Source organism: Pseudomonas sp. Xaverov 83, from assembly GCF_019352905.1.
Lineage (GTDB): Bacteria > Pseudomonadota > Gammaproteobacteria > Pseudomonadales > Pseudomonadaceae > Aquipseudomonas > Aquipseudomonas yamanorum.
Genome location: NZ_JAAAFU010000029.1, coordinates 173,389 through 198,504, shown reverse-complemented (window position 1 = coordinate 198,504; position 25,116 = coordinate 173,389). Strand labels below are relative to the sequence as shown.

General features: G+C 60.1%; 22 protein-coding genes, 4 tRNA genes and 1 riboswitch. Of the genes, 22 read left to right on the top strand and 4 right to left on the bottom strand.

All coding sequences use genetic code 11. From position 1 onward, the window contains the following. Positions 1-31 precede the first annotated feature (31 nt). From K0H47_RS12260 to astE, 12 genes are all read left to right on the top strand, one after another. A complete protein-coding gene (locus K0H47_RS12260; RefSeq protein WP_003214341.1) occupies positions 32-721 on the top strand; it encodes an ABC transporter permease in 690 nt (229 codons plus the stop codon). Further along, complete coding sequence (locus tag K0H47_RS12255) at positions 718-1,416, top strand: ABC transporter permease (RefSeq protein WP_010165618.1); 699 nt, start codon at positions 718-720, stop codon at positions 1,414-1,416. Before K0H47_RS12260 ends, K0H47_RS12255 begins: the two co-directional genes overlap by 4 nt. A 1-nt stretch (position 1,417) precedes the next feature. Then, entirely contained in the window at positions 1,418-2,530 is a 1,113-nt protein-coding gene (locus tag K0H47_RS12250; RefSeq protein WP_219272756.1) for a succinylglutamate desuccinylase/aspartoacylase family protein, read from the top strand. Positions 2,531-2,557: 27 nt separating this feature from the next. Continuing rightward, positions 2,558-3,322: an ABC transporter ATP-binding protein gene (locus K0H47_RS12245; RefSeq protein ID WP_003214336.1), complete on the top strand. Its 765-nt coding sequence runs from the start codon at positions 2,558-2,560 to the stop codon at positions 3,320-3,322. Positions 3,323-3,568: 246 nt separating this feature from the next. Then, positions 3,569-4,549, top strand: coding sequence for a GlxA family transcriptional regulator (locus K0H47_RS12240; RefSeq protein WP_003214334.1), 981 nt, complete (start codon positions 3,569-3,571; stop codon positions 4,547-4,549). A 309-nt stretch (positions 4,550-4,858) separates the two neighbouring features. Beyond that, a complete protein-coding gene (locus K0H47_RS12235; protein WP_003214332.1) occupies positions 4,859-6,079 on the top strand; it encodes an aspartate aminotransferase family protein in 1,221 nt (406 codons plus the stop codon). 245 nt (positions 6,080-6,324) lie between these two features. Continuing rightward, on the top strand, positions 6,325-7,344 hold the full coding sequence (aruF, locus tag K0H47_RS12230; RefSeq protein ID WP_063027854.1) for an arginine/ornithine succinyltransferase subunit alpha: 1,020 nt from the start codon (positions 6,325-6,327) through the stop codon (positions 7,342-7,344). 49 nt (positions 7,345-7,393) lie between these two features. After that, positions 7,394-8,419, top strand: a complete 1,026-nt coding sequence (gene astA, locus K0H47_RS12225) for an arginine N-succinyltransferase (RefSeq protein ID WP_003214325.1) — start codon at positions 7,394-7,396, stop codon at positions 8,417-8,419. Continuing rightward, positions 8,420-9,886 (top strand): succinylglutamate-semialdehyde dehydrogenase, encoded by a 1,467-nt coding sequence (astD, locus tag K0H47_RS12220; RefSeq protein WP_177025725.1) that lies wholly within the window; start codon positions 8,420-8,422, stop codon positions 9,884-9,886. A 177-nt stretch (positions 9,887-10,063) separates the two neighbouring features. After that, positions 10,064-11,410 (top strand): N-succinylarginine dihydrolase, encoded by a 1,347-nt coding sequence (gene astB / locus K0H47_RS12215; protein WP_219272753.1) that lies wholly within the window; start codon positions 10,064-10,066, stop codon positions 11,408-11,410. A 23-nt stretch (positions 11,411-11,433) separates the two neighbouring features. Further along, a complete protein-coding gene (locus tag K0H47_RS12210; RefSeq protein ID WP_003214319.1) occupies positions 11,434-11,724 on the top strand; it encodes a hypothetical protein in 291 nt (96 codons plus the stop codon). An 11-nt stretch (positions 11,725-11,735) separates the two neighbouring features. Next, entirely contained in the window at positions 11,736-12,740 is a 1,005-nt protein-coding gene (gene astE, locus K0H47_RS12205) for a succinylglutamate desuccinylase (RefSeq protein WP_177025727.1), read from the top strand. Between the two features lie 149 nt (positions 12,741-12,889). Here the strand turns inward: astE and K0H47_RS12200 are convergent, their stop codons facing one another. After that, positions 12,890-13,399, bottom strand: coding sequence for a 6,7-dimethyl-8-ribityllumazine synthase (locus K0H47_RS12200; RefSeq protein WP_017475890.1), 510 nt, complete (start codon positions 13,397-13,399; stop codon positions 12,890-12,892). A gap of 111 nt (positions 13,400-13,510) precedes the next feature. Next, positions 13,511-13,680, bottom strand: a riboswitch (FMN riboswitch). A gap of 190 nt (positions 13,681-13,870) precedes the next feature. On the opposite strand from K0H47_RS12200, the gene ltaE reads away from it, so the two are divergent. The 8 genes from ltaE (at position 13,871) to mgtE (ending at position 21,620) form a co-directional block, all read left to right on the top strand. Then, on the top strand, positions 13,871-14,875 hold the full coding sequence (gene ltaE, locus K0H47_RS12195) for a low-specificity L-threonine aldolase (RefSeq protein WP_219272751.1): 1,005 nt from the start codon (positions 13,871-13,873) through the stop codon (positions 14,873-14,875). Positions 14,876-15,021: 146 nt separating this feature from the next. Further along, positions 15,022-17,640, top strand: a complete 2,619-nt coding sequence (gene alaS / locus K0H47_RS12190) for an alanine--tRNA ligase (protein ID WP_063027864.1) — start codon at positions 15,022-15,024, stop codon at positions 17,638-17,640. Positions 17,641-17,735: 95 nt separating this feature from the next. Continuing rightward, positions 17,736-18,977: an aspartate kinase gene (locus tag K0H47_RS12185; RefSeq protein ID WP_003214308.1), complete on the top strand. Its 1,242-nt coding sequence runs from the start codon at positions 17,736-17,738 to the stop codon at positions 18,975-18,977. A 185-nt stretch (positions 18,978-19,162) separates the two neighbouring features. Further along, complete coding sequence (csrA, locus tag K0H47_RS12180; RefSeq protein ID WP_002554426.1) at positions 19,163-19,351, top strand: carbon storage regulator CsrA; 189 nt, start codon at positions 19,163-19,165, stop codon at positions 19,349-19,351. 62 nt (positions 19,352-19,413) lie between these two features. Continuing rightward, positions 19,414-19,504: transfer RNA gene (locus tag K0H47_RS12175), tRNA-Ser, on the top strand. A 108-nt stretch (positions 19,505-19,612) separates the two neighbouring features. Continuing rightward, positions 19,613-19,689: transfer RNA gene (locus tag K0H47_RS12170), tRNA-Arg, on the top strand. A gap of 72 nt (positions 19,690-19,761) precedes the next feature. After that, positions 19,762-19,838: transfer RNA gene (locus K0H47_RS12165), tRNA-Arg, on the top strand. Positions 19,839-20,177: 339 nt separating this feature from the next. Further along, positions 20,178-21,620, top strand: coding sequence for a magnesium transporter (gene mgtE / locus K0H47_RS12160; protein WP_063027866.1), 1,443 nt, complete (start codon positions 20,178-20,180; stop codon positions 21,618-21,620). A 109-nt stretch (positions 21,621-21,729) separates the two neighbouring features. On the opposite strand, the gene K0H47_RS12155 is transcribed toward mgtE, so the two are convergent. From K0H47_RS12155 to K0H47_RS12145, 3 genes are all read right to left on the bottom strand, one after another. Further along, a complete protein-coding gene (locus K0H47_RS12155) occupies positions 21,730-22,056 on the bottom strand; it encodes an Arc family DNA-binding protein (protein WP_003193592.1) in 327 nt (108 codons plus the stop codon). Between the two features lie 437 nt (positions 22,057-22,493). Then, a complete protein-coding gene (locus K0H47_RS12150; RefSeq protein WP_017475886.1) occupies positions 22,494-22,673 on the bottom strand; it encodes a PA3371 family protein in 180 nt (59 codons plus the stop codon). Between the two features lie 20 nt (positions 22,674-22,693). Next, positions 22,694-22,921 carry a hypothetical protein gene (locus tag K0H47_RS12145; protein WP_063027868.1) on the bottom strand — a complete coding sequence of 76 codons (228 nt, stop codon included), beginning with the start codon at positions 22,919-22,921 and terminating at the stop codon, positions 22,694-22,696. A gap of 337 nt (positions 22,922-23,258) precedes the next feature. Between K0H47_RS12145 and K0H47_RS12140 the strand changes: the two genes are divergently transcribed. Beyond that, positions 23,259-23,335: transfer RNA gene (locus K0H47_RS12140), tRNA-Arg, on the top strand. A gap of 342 nt (positions 23,336-23,677) precedes the next feature. Continuing rightward, positions 23,678-25,060 carry an MFS transporter gene (locus K0H47_RS12135; RefSeq protein WP_177071172.1) on the top strand — a complete coding sequence of 461 codons (1,383 nt, stop codon included), beginning with the start codon at positions 23,678-23,680 and terminating at the stop codon, positions 25,058-25,060. Positions 25,061-25,116: the final 56 nt, after the last annotated feature.

The following is a 25,116-nucleotide window of genomic DNA, read 5'->3' as shown; positions in this document are numbered from 1 at the left end:
TTTTTCATCCCCCTTTTCGAGGACCTGAATCATGTTGAAAGGCTACGGGGCTGTCATCCTCGATGGCGCATGGTTGACGCTTCAGCTCGCCTTGTCGTCCATGGCCTTGGCCATTGTTCTGGGTCTGATCGGGGTCGCGTTGCGCCTCTCGCCGGTGCGCTGGTTGGCCTGGCTGGGCGACCTGTACTCCACGGTGATCCGCGGGATCCCCGACCTGGTGCTGATCCTGCTGATTTTCTACGGCGGTCAGGACCTGCTTAACCGCGTTGCGCCGTTGCTCGGCTACAACGACTACATTGACTTGAACCCCTTGGCCGCCGGTATCGGCACCCTGGGTTTCATCTTTGGCGCCTACCTTTCGGAAACCTTCCGTGGCGCCTTCATGGCCATTCCCAAGGGCCAGGCCGAAGCCGGCCTGGCGTATGGCATGAGCCCGTTCCAGGTGTTTTTCCGGGTGATGGTGCCGCAGATGATTCGGCTGGCGATCCCCGGGTTTACCAACAACTGGCTGGTACTGACCAAGGCTACTGCGCTGATTTCGGTGGTGGGCCTGCAAGACATGATGTTCAAGGCCAAGCAGGCGGCAGACGCCACCCGCGAACCTTTTACCTTCTTCCTCGCAGTGGCGGCGATGTACCTGGTGATCACCAGCGTGTCGTTGCTGGCCCTGCGTCATCTTGAGAAGCGCTACTCGGTAGGCGTAAAGGCGGCTGATCTATGATCTTCGACTACAACGTCATCTGGGAGGCCATGCCGCTGTACCTCGGCGGCTTGCTGACCACCTTGAAACTGCTGGCCATTTCGCTGTTCTTCGGCTTGCTCGCGGCCTTGCCCCTGGGCCTGATGCGCGTGTCCAAGCAGCCGATTGTCAACGGCGTTGCCTGGCTGTACACCTACGTGATTCGCGGCACGCCGATGCTGGTGCAGTTGTTCTTGATCTACTACGGCCTGGCCCAGTTCGAAGCGGTGCGCGAAAGCTTCCTGTGGCCACTGCTGTCCAGCGCGACCTTCTGTGCGTGCCTTGCGTTTGCTGTGAACACCAGCGCCTACACCGCCGAAATCATCGCCGGCAGCCTCAAGGCCACGCCCCATGGCGAGATCGAAGCGGCCAAGGCCATGGGCATGTCGCGCTACAAGCTGTATCGCCGGATTCTGCTGCCATCGGCCCTGCGCCGCGCGCTGCCGCAGTACAGCAACGAAGTGATCATGATGCTCCAGACCACGAGCCTGGCCTCCATCGTCACCCTGATCGACATCACCGGTGCCGCGCGCACGGTGAACGCCCAGTACTATTTGCCGTTCGAAGCCTATATCACTGCGGGTGCGTTCTACCTGTGCCTGACCTTCATCCTGGTGCGCCTGTTCAAGTTGGCCGAAGGCCGCTGGCTGAGCTACCTGGCTCCACGGAAGCATTGATATGGAACGTGTCGATCACCTGTTGCCCTGGGGGCATTTGGGCTGCGAACGCCAACTGACGGTGTTCCGTTTCGGCAGCGGCGAGCGCAAGGCTTATATCCAGGCCAGCCTCCACGCCGATGAATTGCCCGGCATGCGCGCCGCCTGGGAGCTGAAAAAGCGCCTGACGGAACTGGAACAGCAAGGCGCCCTCAACGGCGTGATCGAGCTGGTCCCCGTCGCCAATCCGATGGGCCTGGGGCAGTTGCTGCAAGGCAGCCACCAGGGCCGTTTCGAGATCGGCAGCGGCAAGAATTTCAACCGCGATTTCGTTGAGTTGAGCGAGCCGGTTACAGAGTTGCTCAACGGTAAGCTGGGGGATGATCCTCACGCCAATGTGCGCTTGATCCGCCAGGCCATGAGCGACGCGCTGAACGCCTTGCCGGAGCCGAGCAGCCAACTGCAAGGCATGCAGCGGGTGTTGCTGAGCCATGCCTGCACCGCCGACGTGGTCCTCGACCTGCATTGCGACGCCGAAGCCGCGTTGCACATGTACGCGCTGCCGCAACACTGGCCGCAGTGGCGTTCGCTGTCGGCGCATCTGAATGTGAAGGTCGGCCTGCTGGCGGAAGATTCCGGCGGCAGTTCGTTTGACGAGGCCTGTTCGCTGCCGTGGTTGCGGCTGTCCCGGGCATTTCCCGAGGCGCAGATTCCATTGGCGTGCCTGGCGACGACCTTGGAGTTGGGCGGCCAGGCCGATACCGGCCGTGACGAAGCGATTTTCCACGCCGAAGGCATCCTGGCGTTCCTCGCCGAACAAGGCCTGATCCGTGGTGAATGGCCCGCGCCGCAATACGAAGCCTGCGAAGGCCTGCCCTTTGAAGGCACCGAGTTGTTGTTCGCGCCCCACGCCGGTGTGATCAGCTACCTGCGTAAAGCCGGGGATGTGGTGGAAGCCGGCGACCCGATATTTGAAGTGATCGATCCCTTGTCCGACCGCGTGAGCATTGTTTGCGCGGACACGCCTGGGGTGTTGTTTGCCGTTGAACGGCTACGTTATGCCCAAGCGGGTTTCTGGCTGGCCAAGGTGGCGGGGCGCGAAGCGCTGCGGCACGGGCGCTTGCTCAACGACTGACCAACTGTTTTTGTGAGAACCGACCGCATGTACAAACTTGAAGTCCAAGACCTGCATAAACGCTATGGCAGTCATGAAGTGCTCAAAGGTGTGTCCCTGGCCGCCGCGGCCGGTGATGTGATCAGCATCATCGGGTCCAGTGGCTCGGGCAAAAGTACCTTTTTGCGCTGCATCAACCTGCTGGAGCAACCCCACGCCGGCAAGATTCTGCTCAATAATGAAGAGCTGAAACTGGTGGCCAACAAAGACGGCGCCATGAAGGCTGCAGACCCGAAACAGCTGCAACGCATGCGTTCGCGACTGTCGATGGTGTTCCAGCACTTCAACCTGTGGTCCCACATGACTGCGCTGGAAAACGTCATGGAAGCACCGGTGCACGTCCTCGGCATGTCGAAAAAAGACGCCAGGGAAAAGGCCGAGCACTACCTGGCTAAAGTCGGTGTGGGCCATCGTAAGGATGCGTTCCCTGGCCACATGTCCGGCGGCGAGCAGCAGCGCGTAGCGATTGCCCGGGCCCTGGCGATGGAGCCTGAGGTGATGCTGTTCGACGAACCCACCTCGGCCCTCGACCCGGAGCTGGTGGGCGAAGTGCTCAAGGTGATGCAGGACCTGGCCCAGGAAGGCCGGACCATGGTGGTGGTGACCCACGAAATGGGCTTTGCCCGTGAAGTCTCCAACCAACTGGTGTTCCTGCACAAAGGCATCGTTGAAGAACGTGGCAACCCGCGCGAAGTGCTGGTAAACCCACAGTCCGAGCGTTTGCAGCAGTTTCTTTCCGGCAGCTTGAAGTAAACAGGACTGCTTTTATGCACTGAATTAGTGCAAGCTTCACAGCTTTAAGGCTGACCCCGATCCCCTGTGGGAGCTGGCTTGCCTGCGATAGCGGTGGGTCAGTTTGCCTCTCTGGCACAGACACGCCGCCATCGCAGGCAAGCCAGCTCCCACATTAGATCTCCATATGGTTTGAGATTTGTGTCGGTTTACGGGCTAGCATTGGCCTTTGTCTTCATTACTGTTACTCGCTTCGGATAGCACTCCATGACTGCCCATCGAATTGGTTTCCTGATTTGGCCCAGCACTAAAGCACTGACGCTTGCGCTGGCTGAGGAGGCCTTGCGCGTTGCTCAGCGGGTGCATCCGGACGTGGTGTACGAACTCTCGTTTTTGCAGGCCGAACCGCCAATCGACGGTGCCTGGCAGCTGCCGGGTGAACCTTGGGCCGGCAAGCTGGAAGGCTTTCAAAAGCTGTTCCTGCTGGCGGATGAACCACCGACCGTCATTGCTTCCCAGCTCAGCACCGCCCTCAAGCAACTGGTGCGCGCCGGCTGCGTGATTGGCGGTCTGTCGGCCGGTGTTTACCCGCTGGCCCAACTCGGTTTGCTCGACGGCTATCGCGCCGCCGTGCACTGGCGCTGGCAGGACGATTTCGCCGAGCGTTTCCCCAAGGTCATCGCCACCAGCCATCTGTTCGACTGGGACCGTGACCGCCTGACCGCCTGCGGTGGCATGTCGGTACTCGACCTGCTGCTGGCGGTGCTGGCCCGTGACCACGGCGCCGAACTGGCCGGTGCCGTCTCGGAAGAACTGGTGGTAGAGCGCATCCGCGAAGGCGGCGAGCGCCAGCGCATCCCGCTGCAAAACCGCCTGGGTTCCAGCCATCCAAAGCTGACCCAGGCGGTTTTGCTGATGGAAGCCAACATCGAAGAACCGCTGACCACCGACGAAATCGCCCAGCACGTGTGCGTATCCCGACGACAGCTCGAGCGGATCTTCAAGCAATACCTCAATCGCGTCCCCAGCCAGTACTACCTGGAACTGCGCCTGAACAAGGCCCGCCAGATGCTCATGCAAACCAGCAAGTCGATCATCCAGATCGGCCTGTCCTGCGGCTTCTCCTCGGGGCCGCACTTCTCCAGCGCCTACCGCAACTTCTTCGGCGCCACCCCTCGTGAAGACCGCAACCAGCGCCGCAGTAGCAGCCCGTTCGAGTTGTCGTCGGTGCCGTCCGAGCGCGGCTAGGCATCAATGCTCGGCTGGCATCTCCAGGCATGGCGCTGTTCCTGTGCACGGATGAGATCAACAGCAGACCAAAACGGCCATCGGCGACGGCATTAGATAGTTGTGCCTCACCGACCGCCCAAAACAGGCCCGGGCGGTTTAAACTGCGCCATTGCGATGCTATTTGTCGCATTGGCGTAAACCCGCGAAAATCGCGGGTTGGCGCTATAAGAAGTTGTCGCTTGGCGGCAAGGCCGCGCTGAAAACTGTCCTTACAATCCCTGCATCGCCCGCCAGTTTCAGGCAGGCGTTCCTCTTCAGGAGACTCCGATGTCCGTTGAGCAAGCCCCGGTGCAACGTGCCGATTTCGACCAGGTCATGGTTCCCAACTACGCACCTGCCGCTTTCATCCCCGTGCGTGGCGCAGGTTCCCGCGTATGGGACCAGGCGGGCCGAGAGCTGATCGACTTTGCCGGCGGCATCGCGGTCAACGTATTGGGCCATGCCCACCCGGCGCTGGTCGGTGCACTGACCGAACAGGCCAACAAGCTGTGGCACGTGTCCAACGTCTTCACCAATGAGCCGGCCCTGCGCCTGGCCCATAAGCTGATCGACGCCACGTTTGCCGAGCGTGTGTTCTTCTGCAACTCCGGCGCCGAAGCCAACGAGGCCGCTTTCAAGCTGGCCCGTCGCGTAGCGTTCGACCGCTTCGGCACCGAAAAATACGAAATCATCGCCGCGCTGAACAGCTTCCACGGCCGCACCCTGTTCACCGTGAACGTGGGTGGCCAGTCGAAGTATTCCGACGGCTTCGGTCCGAAGATCGTCGGCATCACCCACGTGCCGTATAACGACCTGGAGGCGCTGAAAGCCGCCGTCTCGGACAAAACCTGCGCCGTGGTGCTGGAGCCGATCCAGGGCGAAGGCGGCGTATTGCCGGCAGAACTGTCGTACCTGCAAGGTGCCCGTGACCTGTGCGACGCGAACAACGCGCTGCTGGTGTTCGACGAAGTGCAAACCGGCATGGGCCGCAGCGGCGAGCTGTTCGCCTATCAGCATTACGGCGTCGTACCGGACATTCTCACCAGCGCCAAGAGCCTGGGCGGCGGTTTCCCGATTGCCGCCATGCTGACCCGCGAAGACCTGGCCAAGCACCTGGTGGTCGGCACCCACGGCACCACCTACGGCGGCAACCCGCTGGCGTGCGCGGTGGCGGAAGCGGTGATCGACGTGATCAACACCCCGGAAGTGCTGGCTGGCGTTAATGCCAAGCACGACTTGTTCGTTTCCCGTCTGGAGAAGATTGGCCAGCAATACGGCATCTTCACCGAAGTGCGTGGCCTGGGCCTGCTGCTCGGTTGCGTGCTGAGCGATGCCTGGAAAGGCAAGGCCAAGGACATCTTCAACGCCGCCGAGCGCGAAGGCTTGATGATCCTGCAAGCCGGCCCGGATGTGGTGCGTTTCGCCCCGAGCCTGGTGGTGGAAGATGCCGATATCCAGGAAGGCCTGGACCGCTTCGAGCGTGCTGTTAAAAAGCTGACGCAAGCCTGATAGACCGTTTGGCGCCTGGCGATCCTGGCGTCGAACAAAAATTTTAAGGCCGGACCGGATCAAGTGTGGGAGCTGGCTTGCCTGCGATGGCGGTGCCACAGGCAACCTCTGTGCTGACTGACACACCGTCATCGCGGGCAAGCCCGGCTCCCACATGGATCTGCTTACACAATAAGTCCTGTGTAGGCAGTTCCCCTGTCCGGCATTTTTCCCTCTGTGAGTTTTTCGAGTTAAGGAGTGACACCATGCTGGTGATGCGCCCCGCGCAAATGGCTGATCTGGGCGAGGTACAGCGTCTGGCTGCGGACAGCCCGATTGGTGTCACCTCCTTGCCGGATGATGTCGAACGCCTGAGCGACAAGATCGCCGCGAGCGAAGCGTCCTTCGCCGCCGAGGTCAGCTTCAACGGCGAAGAAAGCTATTTCTTCGTGCTTGAAGACACCGACGCCGGCAAGCTGGTGGGCTGCTCGGCCATCGTCGCTTCGGCGGGCTACTCGGAACCGTTCTACAGCTTCCGCAACGAAACCTTCGTGCATGCTTCCCGCGAGCTGAAGATCCACAACAAGATCCACGTGCTCTCGCAGTGCCATGACCTCACCGGCAACAGCCTGCTGACCAGTTTCTACGTGGTGCCGGAGCTGGTGGGTTCGCCGTGGTCGGAACTCAACTCCCGTGGCCGCCTGCTGTTCGTGGCCGGTCACCCGGAGCGCTTCGCGGATTCCGTGGTCACCGAGATTGTGGGCTACAGCGACGAGAACGGTGATTCGCCGTTCTGGGACGCCATCGGCCGCAACTTCTTCGACCTCAACTACGCCGCTGCCGAGCGCCTGTGCGGGTTGAAGAGCCGGACCTTCCTGGCCGAACTGATGCCGCATTACCCGATCTACGTGCCGCTGTTGCCGGACGCCGCCCAGGAAGCCATGGGCCAGGTGCACCCACGGGCGCAGATCACCTTCGACATCCTGATGCGAGAAGGCTTCGAGACTGACCATTACATCGACATCTTCGACGGCGGCCCAACCCTGCACGCGCGGGTCTCGGGCATTCGCTCGATCGCCCAGAGCCGTGTGGTGCCGGTGAAGATCGGTGAGATGGTCAAGGGTGTCGGTCGCCAGTACCTGGTCAGCAACGGCCAGTTGCAGGATTACCGCGCGGTGATGCTGGAACTGGACTACGCACCGGGCAAGCCAGTGACCCTGGACCTGGAAACCGCCGAAGCCCTGGGCGTCGGCGAGGGTGCCAGCGTTCGACTGGTAGCGGTTTAAGAATGAGTTTCGCGGGTGGCTTGCAAGGCGGCCCGTTTGAGGAGATAGCATGATCGTTCGTCCCGTACGCAGCAGCGATTTACCGGCCCTGATTGATCTGGCGCGCAGCACCGGCACCGGCCTCACCACCTTGCCGGCCAACGAAGAGCGCCTGACCCACCGGGTCGGCTGGGCTGAAAAGACCTTTCGCGGCGAAGCCGGGCGTGGTGATGCGGACTACCTGTTCGTGCTGGAAAACGACGAAGGCCGCGTGGTGGGGATTTCCGCCATCGCCGGTGCCGTCGGCCTGCGTGAGCCTTGGTACAACTTCCGGGTCGGCCTGACGGTCAGCGCCTCTCAGGAGCTGAACATCTACCGTGAAATCCCGACGCTGTTTCTGGCCAACGACCTGACCGGCAACTCCGAGTTGTGCTCGTTGTTCCTGCACGCCGATTACCGCAACGGCCTTAACGGTCGCATGCTGGCCAAGGCGCGCATGCTGTTTATCGCGGAATTCCCGCAGCTGTTCGGCAACAAGATCATCGCCGAAATGCGTGGCATGTCTGACGAAGCCGGGCGTTCGCCGTTCTGGGAAAGCCTGGGCCGACACTTCTTCAAGATGGAATTCAGCCAGGCCGACTACCTCACCGGCGTGGGCAACAAGGCGTTTATCGCCGAGCTGATGCCGAAGTTTCCGCTGTACACCTGCTTCCTGTCTGAAGACGCACGCAACGTGATCGGCAAGGTCCACACCGACACCGAGCCGGCCCTGAGCATGCTCAAGAGCGAAGGCTTCAGCTACCAGGGCTACGTCGACATCTTCGACGCGGGCCCGGCGGTGGAATGTGAAACCACCAAGATCCGCGCCGTGCGCGACAGCGAAGCGCTGGTGCTGGCGATTGGTACGCCGGGCGACGACGCCACGCCGTTCCTGATCCATAACCGTAAACGCGAAGATTGCCGCATTACCGCCGCACCGGCGCGGTTGGCTGCGGGCACCCTGGTGGTCGATCAACAGACCGCCAAGCGCCTGCAACTGATCGCTGGTGATCAAGTGCGTGCCGTACCGTTGTCCGCTGCCCGGGAGTCGAAATAAATGAATTCGCTATACATCGCAGGTGAGTGGCTGGCTGGCCAGGGTGAAGTGTTTGAGTCGCTGAACCCGGTGACCCAGCAGGTCGTGTGGTCGGGTAATGGCGCTACCACCGAGCAGGTCGAGTCTGCCGTTCAGGCTGCACGCCAGGCGTTTCCGGCCTGGGCCAAGCGCTCCCTGGAAGAACGCCTGAGCGTGCTGGAAGCCTTCGCCGCCAACCTGAAAAGCCGTGCCGACGAACTCGCCCGCTGCATCGGTGAGGAAACCGGCAAGCCATTGTGGGAATCGGCGACCGAAGTCACGAGCATGGTCAACAAGGTGGCGATCTCGGTGCAAAGCTACCGCGAACGTACCGGCGAGAAGAGCGGCCCACTGGGCGACGCCACTGCCGTATTGCGTCACAAGCCCCACGGTGTGGTGGCGGTATTTGGCCCTTACAACTTTCCGGGTCACCTGCCTAACGGCCACATCGTGCCGGCCTTGCTGGCGGGTAATACCGTACTGTTCAAACCGAGCGAACTGACCCCGAAAGTCGCCGAGCTGACCGTGCAATGCTGGATCGACGCCGGCCTGCCGGCGGGCGTGTTGAACCTGCTGCAAGGCGCGCGGGAAACCGGGATCGCCCTGGCGGCCAATCCGGGTATCGACGGTTTGTTCTTCACCGGCTCCAGCCGCACCGGCAACCATCTGCACCAGCAATTCGCCGGGCGCCCGGACAAGATCCTTGCGCTGGAAATGGGCGGCAACAATCCGCTGGTGGTGGACGAAGTGGCCGACGTGGACGCGGCGGTGTACACCATTATCCAGTCGGCATTTATCTCGGCCGGCCAGCGCTGCACCTGTGCCCGTCGCCTGCTGGTGCCGCAAGGCGCCTGGGGTGATGCGTTGCTCGCACGCCTGGTGGCGGTGAGTTCGACCATTGAAGTCGGCGCGTTTGACCAACAACCGGCGCCGTTCATGGGCTCGGTGATTTCCCTCGGTGCCGCCAAGGCATTGATGGATGCCCAGGAATTGCTGCTGGCCAATGGCGCCGTGGCGCTGTTGGAAATGACCCAACCCCAGGCCCAGGCTGCGTTGCTGACGCCGGGGATTATCGATGTGAGCGAGGTGACGGATCGCGCTGACGAAGAGCTGTTCGGCCCGCTGCTGCAAGTGATCCGCTACACCGATTTCGAGGCGGCGATTGCCGAGGCCAACAACACCCAATACGGCTTGGCGGCCGGGTTGCTGTCGGATTCCGAGGCGCGTTACCAGCAGTTCTGGCTGGAAAGCCGTGCCGGGATCGTCAACTGGAACAAACAGCTGACGGGGGCTGCGAGCAGCGCGCCATTTGGCGGGGTAGGGGCTTCGGGCAACCATCGCGCCAGCGCCTATTACGCGGCGGATTATTGCGCGTACCCGGTGGCCTCCCTTGAGACCCCGAGCCTGGTGTTGCCAGCAACACTGACCCCGGGCGTAACGCTTAAGTGAAAGTGACACTGATCTAATGTGGGAGCTGGCTTGCCTGCGATGGCATCACCTCGGTGTATCTGAATGACCGAGTTGCCCGCATCGCAGGCAAGCCAGCTCCCACACTTGATCGGGTTAACAGATACAGATCTGCACTTGATGCCTATAAAAAATACAGATGTTCGTGGAGCCTCGCCGATGAAATCCTGTGAAGTCAATTTTGACGGTCTCGTGGGGCCGACCCATAACTACGGCGGTTTGTCCTACGGCAACGTCGCGTCCCAGAGCAACAGCCAGCAGTCCTCCAACCCGAAGGAAGCGGCGCTGCAAGGCCTGGCGAAGATGAAAGCGCTGATGGAAATGGGCTTTGTGCAAGGTGTGCTGGCGCCCCAGGAACGTCCGGATGTGGCCGCCTTGCGCAGTCTCGGTTTTGCCGGTACCGACGCACAAGTCATCCAGCAGGCCGCCAAGCAAGCCATGCCGCTGCTGGTTGCCAGCTGCTCGGCGTCGAGCATGTGGGTGGCCAACGCCGCCACCGTCAGCCCGAGCGCCGACACCGCCGATGGCCGCGTACATTTCACTGCCGCCAACCTCAACTGCAAATACCACCGCAGCATCGAGCACCCGACCACCAGCCGCGTGCTGGGGGCGATGTTCGCTGATCAGAAGCACTTCGCCCACCACGCCGCATTACCGGCAGTGGCGCAGTTCGGCGACGAAGGCGCGGCCAACCACACGCGTTTCTGCCGTGACTATGGCGAGGCGGGCGTAGAGTTTTTCGTATTCGGCCGCAGTGCGTTCGACACCCGCTACCCGGCGCCGCAAAAGTACCCGGCGCGCCAGACCCTCGAAGCCTCCCAGGCAGTCGCGCGCCTGCACGGCCTGCGGGATGACGGCGTGGTCTACGCCCAGCAGAACCCGGCGGTGATCGATGCCGGTGTGTTTCACAACGACGTGATCGCAGTGGGCAACGGCGAGGTGCTGTTCTATCACGAGGACGCGTTCCTCAATACCGATCAGATGCTCGGCGAATTGCAGGGCAAACTCGGCAAGCTCGGTGGCAATTTCCAGTCGATCTGCGTGCCCCGTGCCCAGGTCGGCGTTGAAGATGCGGTGCGTTCCTACCTGTTCAACAGCCAGTTGCTGAGCCGCGCCGACGGTTCGATGCTGCTGATCGTGCCGGAAGAATGCCGCGCCAACGAACGCGTCTGGCAGTACCTGCAAGGCCTGACGTCTTCCGGCGGGTTGATCCGCGAAGTCAAAGTCTTCGACCTCAAGCAAAGCATGCAGAACGGCGGTGGCCCGGCGTGCCTGCGCTTGCGCGTCGCGTTGAATGAAACCGAACTGGCGGCGGTCAACCCAGGGGTTATCATGACGGTGCCGTTGTACGACACGCTGACCCAATGGGTCGACAAGCACTACCGCGACAGCCTGCGGGAAACCGACCTGGCTGACCCGCAATTGCTGCTTGAGTGCCGGACGGCACTGGATGAACTGACGCAAATCCTTAAACTGGGCTCGGTTTATCCTTTCCAGATCAATTAACGCCGCACGGCTGAGAACTATTTATGACCACCGACACCCTGAAACTGATCCTTGAAGACACCGACGGCACCCAGCTGGAAACGTCCTGCACCCGCGTCGCCGTGGTGTGGCAGGGCAAGGAGATCTGGATCCAGCACGACGGCCGTGGCCAACTGTTGATCGGCGTTGACGTGGAAGAGGGCGACGCGGAATACGCCAACCTGCTGATGCGCCCATTGGCCACCAACCTGATGAGCCTGCAACTGGAAATGGAACCGGCCGACGTTGAAGGTGATGATGACGATCACGTCCACGGTCCTGGCTGCAACCACTAAGGAAGCTGCTTATGCTCGCCCTCGGCAAACTGCTTGAACTGACCCTCGCCGGTCGCGAACCGGCGCAAAAAATTCAACTGACTGTCGACGGCGTGCAACTGCGCTGGCTCAGTGAGGGCGCGCTGGAAGTGCGGCCTCCTGAGGCGCGGGACAACGGCAGCGACGTGCTGCTGTCGTCCGGCATCCATGGCAACGAAACCGCGCCGATCGAATTGGCCGACCGCTTGCTGCAAGGCATTGCCCGTGGGGAGATCAAGCCCCGCACCCGTATTCTGTTCCTGTTCGGTAACCCCGAGGCCATGCGCCGCGGCGAGCGTTACCTTGAACTGGACGTCAACCGGCTGTTCAACGGCCGTCATGAACAAAGCATTGGCCCCGAAGCCATGCGCGCCGCCGAGCTCGAACAGTTGGCCCGTACCTTCTTCAGCGTGCCGGGGCGTAGCCGTTTGCACTACGACCTGCACACCGCCATCCGTGGCTCGAAGATCGAGCAGTTCGCGCTGTATCCGTGGAAAGATGGTCGTCAGCATTCGCGTGCCGAGCTGGCGCGCCTGCGAGCCGCCGGCATGGAGGCGGTGCTGCTGCAGAACAAGACCTCGATCACTTTCACCGCGTTTACCTACGAGCAGCTTGAGGCTGAGTCCTTCACCCTGGAGTTGGGCAAGGCCCGGCCGTTCGGGCAGAACCAGGGCGTGGACGTATCGCGCCTGGAAACCCGCCTCAAGCAGATCATCGAAGGCAGCGAGCCGGCCACCGAGAGCCTGGACGGCTTGAAGCTGTTCAGCGTCTCCCGGGAAGTGATCAAGCACAGCGATACCTTCGTCCTGCACTTGCCGGCGGACGTGGAAAACTTTTCGGAGTTGGAGAAGGGTTACCTGCTGGCCGAGGACATTGCCAAGACCCGTTGGGTAATCGAGGAGGAGGGCGCACGCATCATCTTCCCGAACCCGAAGGTCAAGAATGGCTTGCGCGCAGGGATATTGATTGTGCCGACCACGGATGCTGGCCTGGCCTGACTCCCGAGACTGACTCGGTCAAATGTGGGAGCTGGTGGCTTGCCTGCGATAAGATCAACTCGGTCTGCCAGATACACCGAGGCGATCCTATCGCAGGCAAGCCAGCTCCCACACAAGCCCGGCTCTGAGACTGGGCTTGGTGGTGTTGCTTAAACCGCTACCGCCCGTGGCTCATTGCGACGCAGTGCGCGAACCTTGTGCAGGGTGTCGGCGCAGGTGCGTGCCGCTTCCTGGCCTTTGTGGACGAAGTGCTCATAAAAGAACGTGTGGTGCTCGCTGCCCGCGTGGAAGTGGTGCGGGGTCAGAGATACCGAGAACACCGGCACTTCGGTTTCCAGCTGGACCTGCATCAGGCCGCTGACTACGGACTGGGCCACGAACTCGTGACGGTAGATCCCGCCGTCCACCACCAGGGCGGCCGCGACGATACCGGCATAACGGCCGGACTTGGCCAGCAGCTTGGCGTGCAGGGGCAATTCAAAGGCGCCGCCGACTTCGAAGAAATCGATGTCCGATTCCTGGTAGCCCTGGGCGATCATTTCGGCGAGGAAACCTTTACGGCTCTGATCGACAATATCCTTGTGCCAGCAGGCCTGGATAAACGCGACGCGCTCGCCGTGATGGTTTTTGCTTTTGCTGTCGATTGCGGTGGGTTGCATGTTCTGACTCCTGTTTAAGAAAAAAACAGGGCGTTATGAATCGAATGGGATTTAAGGGTACGCACAGCTGGCTCATGTGAACATGACGTCAGCGCGGCCCTTAGGTGCCAATCCCGTTCTCTCTTCATCCGGACTATGACCGTCGGCCCCGGGATCACACCGGGTCTGCTGACCTTGTCGCCGTCCTGCCGAGGCAGTTCGAGGCGCCAAGCGCTCGCGGGCTATGCACATTGCGTGCAATTACCGCCGGTGGGGAATTACACCCCGCCCTGAGAACGTTGCCGCCAGAACCCTGGCGGCGGAGAGTTTTTATCATGGTTTTTCAGAAACTGCACGGTTGGTTTATCGATAACCTATATCGGTTTGTTTGGTTGGTATTCGATTGTGCAAGCACGGGGCTTGATATTCCGCGGGTTTGCCCGCAGTAATCGTTAACACAAGAAACGCTCCAATCCGCTAGAGGCTAGTTTGATGAACGTGATTGACCTGCGCAGCGACACAGTGACCCAACCGACCCCTGGCATGCTCGAGGCGATGGCCACTGCCGCCAGCGGCGACGACGTCTACGGCGAGGACCCGAGCGTCAATCGCCTGGAAGCCGAACTGGCCAAGCGCCTGGGTTTTGCCGCGGCCTTGTTCGTGCCCACCGGCACCATGAGCAACCTGCTGGCATTGATGGCGCACTGTGAGCGTGGCGAGGAATACATCGTCGGTCAGCAGGCTCACACCTACAAATACGAAGGCGGCGGTGCGGCGGTTCTCGGCTCGATCCAGCCACAACCCCTGGAAGTGCAGGCCGACGGTTCCCTGAACCTGGAGCACGTGCTGGCGGCGATCAAGCCGGACGACTTCCACTTCGCCCGCACCCGCCTGCTGGCGCTGGAAAACACCATGCAGGGCAAAGTCCTGCCCCTTGAATACCTCGCGGCTGCGCGGGCGTTTACCCGGGAGTACGGCCTGGCCTTGCACCTGGACGGCGCGCGGCTCTACAACGCGGCGGTCAAGCTGGGGGTGGATGCGCGGGAGATCGCCCAGCACTTCGATTCGGTGTCGGTGTGCCTGTCCAAAGGCCTGGGCGCGCCGATCGGCTCAGTGTTGTGCGGCTCCACGGCATTGATCGCCAAGGCTCGCCGGTTGCGCAAAATGGTCGGTGGCGGCATGCGTCAGGCCGGTTCGCTGGCGGCGGCGGGGCTGTACGCCCTGGATCACCAGGTGCAGCGCCTGGCCGACGACCACGCCAACGCCCAATGGCTGGGGGATGAACTGCGCAAGGCGGGTTATACGGTGGAGCCGGTGCAGACCAATATGGTCTACGTTGATATCGGTGATCGGGCCCAGGCCTTGAAGGCGTTTGCTGCCGAGCGCGGGATCAAGTTGAGTGCCGCGCCGCGTTTGCGCATGGTCACTCACCTGGACGTCAGCCGGGCACAGATCGAGCAAGTGCTCGCGACATTTGTCGAGTTTTCCCGGAAATGACAGTGCAGACCGTCTAATTGACTGTTTCTATCACATAAACACGCTGTACCACGGGCAAAGGGCCGATATAATGCGGCCCTTTGCCGTCGCTCCGTCTGATGACGTTTAGCACTGGCCTTTGGCCGCAGCCTCCGTGGAAGAACCTAATGAAAAGCGCAGAAATCCGTGAAGCCTTCCTTCGCTTCTTCGAAGAGCAAGGTCACACCCGTGTCGCCTCCAGCTCCTTGATCCCAGGCAATGACCCAACCCTGCTGTTCACTAACGCGGGGATGAACCAGTTCAAGGACTGCTTCCTGGGCCAGGAAAAGCGCGCCTACACCCGCGCCACCAGCAGCCAGAAGTGCGTACGCGCCGGCGGCAAGAACAGCGACCTGGAAAACGTGGGCTACACCGCCCGCCACCACACATTCTTCGAGATGCTGGGTAACTTCAGCTTCGGCGACTATTTCAAGAAAGATGCGATCACCTTCGCCTGGACCTTCCTGACCGGCGTGCTGAAGCTGCCGAAGGAAAAACTCTGGGTGACCGTCTACGCCACCGATGACGAAGCCTACGACATCTGGACCCAGCAAATCGGGGTGCCGGTCGAGCGCATGATTCGCATCGGTGACAACAAGGGCGCGCCTTACGCTTCCGACAACTTCTGGACCATGGGCGATACTGGCCCGTGCGGCCCTTGCACCGAGATTTTCTACGATCACGGCGCCGACATCTGGGGCGGCCCACCGGGCTCGCCGGAAGAAGACGGCGACCGCTACATCGAAATCTGGAACAACGTGTTCATGCAGTTCAACCGCACCGCCGATGGCGTGTTGCATCCGTTGCCAGCGCCGTCGGTGGACACCGGCATGGGCCTGGAGCGGATCAGTGCGGTGATGCAGCACGTTCACTCCAACTACGAGATCGACCTGTTCACCAACCTGCTGAGCGCTTCAGCCGCGGCCATTGGCTGTGCCAACGACAACCAGTCGTCCCTCAAGGTTGTATCGGACCACATCCGTTCCTGTGGTTTCCTGATCGCCGACGGCGTGCTGCCGTCGAACGAAGGCCGTGGCTATGTGCTGCGCCGCATCATCCGTCGCGCGTGCCGTCACGGTAACAAGCTGGGCGCCACCGGCAGCTTCTTCTACAAGATCGTTGCCGCGCTGGTGGCCGAGATGGGCGATGCCTTCCCGGAACTCAAGCAGCAGCAAGCCAACATCGAGCGCGTGCTCAAGGCTGAAGAAGAGCAGTTTTCCAAGACCCTGGAGCACGGCCTGAAGATCCTCGAGCAGGACCTGGCTGAACTCAAAGGCACCGTGGTGCCGGGCGACGTGGTGTTCAAGCTGTACGACACCTACGGTTTCCCGATGGACCTGACCGCCGACATCGCCCGCGAACGCGAGCTGACTATCGACGAAGCCGGGTTTGAGCGTGAGATGGAAGCCCAGCGTGTACGTGCCCGTTCCGCCAGCTCCTTTGGCCTGGACTACAACACCCTGGTAAAGGTTGATGTGGCGACTTCGTTCATTGGTTATGAAGCTACCGTTGGCTCGGCCAAGATCGTGGCTATCTATAAGGACGGCAAGTCGGTCGACGTGCTGAACGAAGGTGACGAGGGCGTTGTAGTCCTGGATCAGACCCCGTTCTACGCTGAGTCCGGCGGCCAGGTCGGTGACTGCGGTTTCCTGAGCTCCACCTCCGGTCGCTTTGAAGTGCGCGACACCACCAAGACCGGCGGTGCGTTCCTGCATCACGGCGTGCTGGTGCTGGGTAACCTGACCGTCGGCGCGCCGGTGGACACTCAGGTAGATGCCGACGTACGGCATGCAACTGCTTTGAACCACTCGGCCACTCACTTGCTGCACGCCGCGTTGCGTCAGGTACTGGGTGAGCATGTGCAGCAGAAGGGTTCGTTGGTGGATAGCCAGCGCCTGCGTTTTGACTTCAGTCATTTCGAGGCGATCAAGCCTGAGCAGTTGAAGGCCCTGGAAGACATCGTCAACGCCGAGATTCGCAAGAACACCCCGGTGGAAACCGAAGAAACCGACATCGAGACCGCCAAGCAAAAAGGCGCCATGGCGCTGTTTGGCGAGAAGTACGGCGACGAAGTGCGCGTACTGAGCATGGGCGGCAGCTTCTCGGTGGAGCTGTGTGGCGGTATCCACGCCAGCCGTACCGGCGACATCGGCCTGCTGAAAATCATCAGCGAAGGCGGTGTGGCTTCCGGCGTGCGTCGTATTGAAGCGATCACCGGTGCTGCGGCCCTGGCCTACCTCAATGCGGCAGAAGAACAACTCAAGGAAGCGGCCGGCCTGGTCAAGGGCAGCCGCGACAACCTGATCGACAAGCTCTCCGGCGTACTGGAGCGCAACCGTCAGCTGGAGAAACAGCTGGAGCAGTTGCAGGCCAAGGCGGCCAGCGCGGCGGGCGACGATCTGTCGGCTTCCGCCCTGGACGTCAAGGGTGTGAAAGTGCTGGCCGTGCGCCTGGACGGTCAGGACGGCAAGGCGCTGTTGGCCTTGGTCGATCAGTTGAAGAACAAGCTCGGCCGCGCAGTGATCCTGCTCGGCAGTGTCCATGAGGAGAAGGTCGTTCTGGTTGCCGGTGTAACCAAAGACCTGACTGGCCAACTCAAGGCCGGTGATTTGATGAAGCAAGCCGCCGCGGCAGTGGGCGGGAAGGGCGGTGGTCGTCCGGACATGGCGCAAGGCGGTGGTGTTGACGCTGGCGCCCTGGACGCGGCCCTGGCCCTGACCGTGCCGTTTGTCGAGGCAGGTATTTAAGACGCTGTTAATGGGCCCGTGGTCTAGTCGCGGGCTCAGTCAGTGCGGGTTGATTGAATAACAGGCGCCCCTTTACGGGCTGAGGCGGCTTAGAAATGGCTTTGATCGTACAGAAATTTGGAGGCACCTCGGTCGGCTCTGTCGAAAGAATCGAGCAGGTCGCCGACAAGGTTAAGAAATTCCGCGATGCCGGCGATGACCTGGTGGTGGTGCTGTCGGCCATGAGCGGCGAGACCAATCGCCTGATCGATCTGGCCAAGCAAATCAGTGGTGATCAGCAACCGGTTCCCCGTGAGCTGGACGTGATCATTTCCACCGGTGAGCAGGTGACCATCGCGTTGCTGGCCATGGCGCTGAACAAGCGTGGTGTGCCGGCGGTGTCCTACACTGGCAACCAGGTCCGCATTCTTACGGATAGCGCGCACACTAAAGCCCGCATCCTGCAGATTGATGACCAGAAGATTCGCGCTGACCTGAAGGCCGGTCGTGTGGTAGTTGTCGCCGGTTTCCAGGGCGTCGACGAGCACGGCAACATCACCACCTTGGGTCGTGGCGGTTCCGACACCACCGGCGTGGCCCTGGCGGCAGCCCTGAAGGCTGATGAGTGCCAGATCTACACCGATGTGGATGGCGTCTACACCACCGACCCGCGGGTTGTGTCCGTGGCCCAGCGCCTGGACAAGATCACCTTCGAAGAGATGCTGGAAATGGCCAGCCTCGGTTCCAAGGTCTTGCAGATCCGTGCCGTTGAGTTTGCCGGCAAGTACAACGTTCCGCTGCGCGTACTGCACAGCTTCAAGGAGGGTCCGGGCACCCTCATTACTATTGATGAAGAGGAATCCATGGAACAGCCGATCATTTCCGGTATCGCTTTCAACCGTGATGAAGCCAAGCTGACTATCCGTGGCGTGCCAGACACCCCGGGCGTGGCTTTCAAGATTCTGGGCCCTATCAGTGGCGCGAACATCGAAGTCGACATGATCGTGCAGAACGTTTCGCACGATAACACCACCGATTTCACCTTCACCGTGCACCGCAACGAGTACGATGCGGCGGAGCGGATCCTGCAGAACACCGCGAAGGAAATCGGCGCCCGTGAAGTGGTCGGCGATACCAAGATTGCCAAGGTGTCGATCGTGGGTGTGGGCATGCGTTCCCATGCCGGCGTTGCCAGCCGCATGTTCGAAGCCCTGGCCAAGGAAAGCATCAACATCCAGATGATCTCCACCTCGGAAATCAAGGTGTCGGTGGTGATCGAAGAGAAGTACCTGGAGCTGGCTGTACGCGCATTGCATACCGCGTTTGAGCTCGACGCTCCGGCCCGACAGGGCGAGTGATGCGTTGCCAGGAAGGCGCGGTGATCCGCGCCTTTCATTTTTTTGCCGGGCGCGTGGTGAAGGCCTGTCCTTTTGCCTGCGTTCGACAATACTTAGGCGGTAGGGCTACGGCCGTTTGGTTGTAGGTCGAATGCCTTTTTTTTGCAGACTGTTGTTCCCGAAATGAAATGCGTGAGGAGAAAGGTATGTTGATTCTGACTCGTCGATGCGCAGAAAGCCTGATTATTGGTGATGGCGAAATCACCGTGACCGTGCTCGGCGTCAAAGGCAATCAAGTGCGTATCGGGGTTAACGCTCCGAAAGAGGTGGCTGTCCACCGCGAGGAAATCTACCTGCGGATCAAGAAAGAGAAGGACGAAGAACCAAGCCATTAATTTTTATCGTTTTTTATGTTTGCAAACGGGGATGAAGCTGGTTAATATACGCCCCGTGTTGCGGAGAGCTGGCCGAGTGGCCGAAGGCGCTCCCCTGCTAAGGGAGTACACCTCAAAAGGGTGTCGGGGGTTCGAATCCCCCGTTCTCCGCCATTATTTGCTTAGTACGTTGCAATCTGGTTTTTTCGCTAAGTTGTTGAAATTAAACGAAAAAATAGCTTTACATAGAGATTGAACGGCCTATAATGCGCGGCAACAAATGCACTCGTAGCTCAGCTGGATAGAGTACTCGGCTACGAACCGAGCGGTCACAGGTTCGAATCCTGTCGAGTGCACCATTTAAGAGTTAGTTGCAGCAATGCAGGTAACTTGGCTTCAACCAGTTGTGATCTGGTCTAAAAACACAATCTGCACTCGTAGCTCAGCTGGATAGAGTACTCGGCTACGAACCGAGCGGTCACAGGTTCGAATCCTGTCGAGTGCACCAAACAACAAAAAGCCCGCCTAGTGCGGGCTTTTTGCCGTCTGGGGTTTTTATTTCCCGTGGCGCCTTTTTCTCCCGCCCATGTGTTTTCCTTTCAAGCGGCGTCGTCGCAGTTCATATGTGTGGCCAATGCTCAGCTTTGTGTCGCAAGCGCTTGTTCTTTCCAGTTTTTTGACGTTAAAAGCGGCCGCCCGGTGTATCATTGCGCCCGTCAGCCCCGCCGGGGCTTGTGGAACACCTCCATGGACTTACCCAGTAGTTACTCAGTACCCCGTTTTACCAATCATGAATTGACTGATTGATCCTTCCGGCGTGCCCCGCTGCTGGGAGTGGAGTTCGCCTATGACCGAAGTTGAAGTAAAGAAAACACAAGAAAGCCTGCAGGATCGCCTGGCTCAAGTCGTCGAGCTGCTGCAGCGCCAGCGTGTGGTCGAAGACCTGACGCATCGCCAGGAAGGCGCGAATCATGACCGGGTCGAGAACCTGGTCCACCGGCAAAACCTTGTCGAGCTGCAACGCAAGCTCGATGATCTGCACTCTGCCGACGTTGCCTACATCCTCGAAGCCTTGCCGCTTAATGACCGTCTGACGCTTTGGCAGTTGGTCAAGGCTGATCGCGACGGCGACATCCTCCTTGAAGTATCCGACTCGGTCCGTGAAACCCTGATCGCCGACATGGACGATCACGAGCTCCTGGCTGCCGCCAAGGACATGGATGCCGACGAACTCGCTGACCTGGCTTCCGAGCTGCCGCGTGACGTCGTCCATGAGCTGATGGAAACCCTCGACGCCCAACAGCGTGAGCGTGTGCGCTCGGCGTTGTCCTACGACGAGGAGCAGGTCGGTGCGTTGATGGACTTCGAGATGGTCACCATCCGCGAAGACGTCAGCCTGGAAGTGGTACTGCGTTACCTGCGCCGCCTCAAGGAGCTGCCAGGCCACACCGACAAACTGTTCGTGGTCGATTACGAAGGCATTCTCAAGGGCGTGCTGCCGATCAAGCGCCTGCTGGTCAATGACCCGGACAAGAAAGTCGCGGACGTCATGGCCAGCGACCCGGTGAGTTTCCATCCGGACGAAGACGCTTACGACGCTGCCCAGGCGTTCGAGCGTTATGACTTGATCTCGGCCCCGGTGGTCGACAAGAACGGCAAGCTGATCGGCCGTCTGACCATCGATGAAATGGTCGACCTGATTCGTGAGGAGAGCGAAAGCGAAGTCCTCAACATGGCCGGTCTGCGAGAAGAAGAAGATATTTTTGCGTCGGTGTGGAAGTCCCTGCGTAACCGCTGGGCCTGGCTGGCAGTCAATTTGATTACCGCGTTTATTGCATCAAGGGTGATTGGGCTGTTTGAAGGCTCCATCGAGAAGCTGGTGGCCTTGGCTGCGCTGATGCCGATCGTGGCCGGGATTGGCGGTAACTCGGGTAACCAGACCATTACCATGATCGTGCGTGCCATGGCGCTGGATCAGGTGGGTACCGGGCACGGTAAGCGTTTGATGCGCAAGGAGCTTGCGGTCGCGCTGATCAACGGCCTGGTGTGGGGTGGCGTCATCGGTATCGTGGCTTACCTGCTGTATGGCAGTTGGTCGCTCGGTGTGGTCATGACGGCGGCGATGACGCTCAACCTGCTGCTGGCGGCTTTGATGGGGGTTCTGATTCCAATGACCCTGGTACGCCTTGGGCGAGATCCGGCCATGGGTGCCAGTGTGATGATCACCGCCATGACCGACAGTGGCGGCTTCTTCATCTTCCTGGGCCTGGCAACCATCTTCCTGCTTTGATCCCTTCTATAGGTCAGGGGGCTTATGCCCCTTGACCCTTTCTTTTCTTTACCAAATCCCAGGCAAAAAAAAGCCAGCCCATGGCTGGCTTTCAGCTTTCGGTTGCCAATCAGTTGGCTTCTGCAGCTGCCTCAACGTCGTGAGCGATAAGCGAGACGAGAGCATTTTGCTGGCGGTGGGAGAGCTGACGAAAACGCTGCAGCAGTTCGCGTTCGTGCAGTGACAGCTCGGGGCTGTCCAGGCGCATGCTCAGCTCTTCGCCCAGCGCACCTTCCTGAATCAGGCTTTGTTCCAGGCGTGCGATGATTTCGGAGTTCATGCTGCGGTGATGATTGCGAGCCACCTCGGCAATGCGTTCCCGCATTCCGTCTGGCAGACGTACGACGAACTTGTCAGCCGTACGGCTGGAATAAATTGCCTGTTTCAATGGGCGCATATATTTAACCGGTTAGTTCAGGGGAGCGGTTTTTGGAATTGGCCGCAAGATGCATGTTAGGACAAGGCTTGCTGCCAAATGTTCAACCTGAATTGCAAAGAGGCCGCATCATGCCTCAGTTTTGCCAGTTCCTTGGCGTCAATTCTGTGACAAATATTGAACCGGCTACCGGCTTTATGCCAGTACTCATTTCAAAATTTGCGGACTGGTTGGAAAACTTTTCCACGGTTGCACCCAAATAGGTGTCGAGGCCGCAGGCCCTAGACGCAAAAGGCTTTTCGGGCGCACATCCTATAGCAATATGGCCTTTTGCCCTTAACTTTAAGATTAGTGGCAAATTGCCAATTTACGAGGGCGGAGCGACATATGGTCAGTCGTTCTGACGGGGAGCCTGAGGTTGACTGCCTTGTGCAGAGAGGGCGACGAGCGGGGAGGATTCAGCGCAGTACAGGATCGAATTTGATGCGGCGGCCAATGATGATTGCCAGCAACCACAAGCTGCCGAATACAGCTGCGGCGACGAAAGCGACGGTCTGTACGTCTTGCGACAATACGTTCAAGCCGAGGCCGACGGCGGCCAGGGCCAGGGTCAGAAACAGCCAGGCAGACTTGGTCATGGAAAACTCCGGTAAGCGGTTCAGAAAACCCAGTGTTCAGTGGCGGGAGCGGCCTGAGTGCCCTGGGTCAGTTGCAGCGGTGATTGCATGTTCGGTTTCATGACCGCCAACTGCGGACGTTGCTGCAGGTGATGGGGAATCGCCTGGCTGACCTGTGCGGCATCATCAGCGGTGGTGGATTGAAAATGGAACATCACCAGCGCAGCCAATGCAACGGTATTAAGGGCTAGTAGAAGTGCGCTGTTCATGGGTATGTTCTCCGCAGGTGGCTGGGCCGGACTGTATTTGTAGGATAAAGGATTGCAGGTGCCGTGCCAGTCTTTATTTGACAATAAATCCTTTTAAATCAGATAGTTATATCTGGTCCATGTTGTCGTGATGTTGCAATTTGCAATGATGGCATTTTGGCGGAGTGCATTTTGCACGATGACGGCGAACTGCCCGTAATCGTTGAGTGGAACACGCGTTAAAGTCACGGGCATAGGCCTACACTCAAAAAGCCCACGGACGACATGACAAAATTGACCTGCGCCGTTAACATGCACGCCGTCCGTCGCCGTGCTCCTTGCCGGTTGGCTGTCATTAGTCCCAGTAGCTCAATTGGATAGAGCATCCCCCTCCTAAGGGGAAGGTTGGCCGTTCGAACCGGCCCTGGGACACCACATAATCGTTCCTGCCCCCGCGGCCGGAACGTCAGCAAGCCCCGATCAGATTTATCTGGCGGGGCTTTTTTGTGGCCGGGCGTTTGAGTGCGGCAGTCTTTTCAAACACCAACCGAACCTTGCCCGCGTTTGAGGTTCACACGGGAGGCATGGGTGGGGCGGAGCAAGTATTCGTCTGCATCGTGTACCTCGCAGGTCACTGTCGAGCGTCTGACACGTAGCCAATTGGCATGAGCAAAATATTCCCCGGCAACCGCGTGTTTTGGCTGTCCGGACCCGACGACCCGGGACTATCATTCCGGTAGTCCTGACACCCACTGCAAGGAGCCGCTCGGAACGCCGATGCGCCAGATCTGGAAACCTTTTCGAGCCCTTTATTTTGCTTCCCTGATGATGCTGATCGGCTCTGGCCTGCTCAGTACTTACCTGGCCTTGCGCTTGGCGGCAGATCACGTCGACAGCCTGTGGGTGGGTGCGTTGATGGCCGCCAACTATTTTGGCCTGGTATTGGGGGGCAAGATCGGTCATCGCCTGATTGGTCGCGTCGGGCATATCCGGGCCTACGCCACCTGTGCAGGGATCGTCGGCGCGGCGGTGTTGGGCCACGGGCTGATCAACTGGCTGCCAGCCTGGATTGTGCTGCGGATGATTGTCGGCCTGGGCATGATGTGCCAGTACATGGTCATCGAGAGCTGGCTTAACGAGCAGGCTGAAGCCAAGCAACGCGGTGCGGTGTTCAGCGGCTATATGATTGCGTCGTACCTGGGCCTGGTGCTGGGCCAACTGATCCTTGTGATGCACCCTGAGTTGGGCCTTGAGTTGCTGATGCTGGTCGCGCTGTGTTTTGCGCTGTGCCTGGTGCCGGTGGCCATGACTCGCCGTATTCACCCGGCACCCCTGCATCCGGCGCCGATGGAGCCGCGCTTCTTTATCAAGCGGGTGCCGCAGTCCCTCAGTACGGTGTTGGGGGCCGGGCTGATTGTGGGTTCCTTCTATGGTTTGGCGCCGCTTTACGCGTCCCAGCAGGGGCTGACTACGGAGCAGGTCGGTCTGTTCATGGGTAGCTGTATTTTCGCCGGGCTGCTGGTGCAGTGGCCGTTGGGCTGGCTGTCTGATCGGTATGACCGCGCGCTGTTGATTCGCTGCTTTGCCTTGTGCCTGGCGGTGGCTGCGTTGCCGTTGGCGATCATGACCCAGGTGCCGTTGGAAGTGCTGTTTGTCGCAGGCTTTCTCTGTTCTCTGGTGCAGTTCTGCCTTTACCCGCTGGCCGTGGCGTTTTCCAACGACCACGTCGAGGGTGATCGCCGGGTGTCGCTTACGGCGATGTTGCTGGTGACCTACGGTATCGGCGCCAGTGTCGGCCCGCTGTTGGCCGGTGTGGTGATGAAGCTGTTCGGCAGCCACATGCTGTATGCGTTTTTCAGCCTGTGTGCGTTGATCCTGGTGTGGCGCATCCGGCCCAAGGCCGTCACCAACCTGCATCAGGTGGACGATGCACCGCTGCATCACGTGGCGATGCCTGACAGCATGTCCAGTTCGCCGCTGGTGGCGTGTCTCGACCCGCGAGTGGACGAGCAGGTGGTGCAGGAGCAGATGCAGACCGCGGTTCCGGACCCTGAGCCTGAAGTCGATCCCGAGGTGGAGGAGCCATCACCCGTCACCGAGCCCCCGGAGCATCCGGACCCGGATGATCACCCTCACGACTTGAGCAGGGCGCGCCCCTGAAAGCAAAAACGGGCAGTTCCCTTGAGGAACTGCCCGTTTTTCTATCGCGATCTTTA

Bases quoted from the DNA above. Each gene is read 5' to 3' on its own strand.
- K0H47_RS12260 (WP_003214341.1), top strand. From the start codon at position 32: ATGTTGAAAGGCTACGGGGCTGTCATCCTCGATGGCGCATGGTTGACG.
- K0H47_RS12255 (WP_010165618.1), top strand. From the start codon at position 718: ATGATCTTCGACTACAACGTCATCTGGGAGGCCATGCCGCTGTACCTC.
- K0H47_RS12250 (WP_219272756.1), top strand. From the start codon at position 1,418: ATGGAACGTGTCGATCACCTGTTGCCCTGGGGGCATTTGGGCTGCGAA.
- K0H47_RS12245 (WP_003214336.1), top strand. From the start codon at position 2,558: ATGTACAAACTTGAAGTCCAAGACCTGCATAAACGCTATGGCAGTCAT.
- K0H47_RS12240 (WP_003214334.1), top strand. From the start codon at position 3,569: ATGACTGCCCATCGAATTGGTTTCCTGATTTGGCCCAGCACTAAAGCA.
- K0H47_RS12235 (WP_003214332.1), top strand. From the start codon at position 4,859: ATGTCCGTTGAGCAAGCCCCGGTGCAACGTGCCGATTTCGACCAGGTC.
- aruF (WP_063027854.1), top strand. From the start codon at position 6,325: ATGCTGGTGATGCGCCCCGCGCAAATGGCTGATCTGGGCGAGGTACAG.
- astA (WP_003214325.1), top strand. From the start codon at position 7,394: ATGATCGTTCGTCCCGTACGCAGCAGCGATTTACCGGCCCTGATTGAT.
- astD (WP_177025725.1), top strand. From the start codon at position 8,420: ATGAATTCGCTATACATCGCAGGTGAGTGGCTGGCTGGCCAGGGTGAA.
- astB (WP_219272753.1), top strand. From the start codon at position 10,064: ATGAAATCCTGTGAAGTCAATTTTGACGGTCTCGTGGGGCCGACCCAT.
- K0H47_RS12210 (WP_003214319.1), top strand. From the start codon at position 11,434: ATGACCACCGACACCCTGAAACTGATCCTTGAAGACACCGACGGCACC.
- astE (WP_177025727.1), top strand. From the start codon at position 11,736: ATGCTCGCCCTCGGCAAACTGCTTGAACTGACCCTCGCCGGTCGCGAA.
- K0H47_RS12200 (WP_017475890.1), bottom strand. From the start codon at position 13,399: ATGCAACCCACCGCAATCGACAGCAAAAGCAAAAACCATCACGGCGAG.
- ltaE (WP_219272751.1), top strand. From the start codon at position 13,871: ATGAACGTGATTGACCTGCGCAGCGACACAGTGACCCAACCGACCCCT.
- alaS (WP_063027864.1), top strand. From the start codon at position 15,022: ATGAAAAGCGCAGAAATCCGTGAAGCCTTCCTTCGCTTCTTCGAAGAG.
- K0H47_RS12185 (WP_003214308.1), top strand. From the start codon at position 17,736: ATGGCTTTGATCGTACAGAAATTTGGAGGCACCTCGGTCGGCTCTGTC.
- csrA (WP_002554426.1), top strand. From the start codon at position 19,163: ATGTTGATTCTGACTCGTCGATGCGCAGAAAGCCTGATTATTGGTGAT.
- mgtE (WP_063027866.1), top strand. From the start codon at position 20,178: ATGACCGAAGTTGAAGTAAAGAAAACACAAGAAAGCCTGCAGGATCGC.
- K0H47_RS12155 (WP_003193592.1), bottom strand. From the start codon at position 22,056: ATGCGCCCATTGAAACAGGCAATTTATTCCAGCCGTACGGCTGACAAG.
- K0H47_RS12150 (WP_017475886.1), bottom strand. From the start codon at position 22,673: ATGACCAAGTCTGCCTGGCTGTTTCTGACCCTGGCCCTGGCCGCCGTC.
- K0H47_RS12145 (WP_063027868.1), bottom strand. From the start codon at position 22,921: ATGAACAGCGCACTTCTACTAGCCCTTAATACCGTTGCATTGGCTGCG.
- K0H47_RS12135 (WP_177071172.1), top strand. From the start codon at position 23,678: ATGCGCCAGATCTGGAAACCTTTTCGAGCCCTTTATTTTGCTTCCCTG.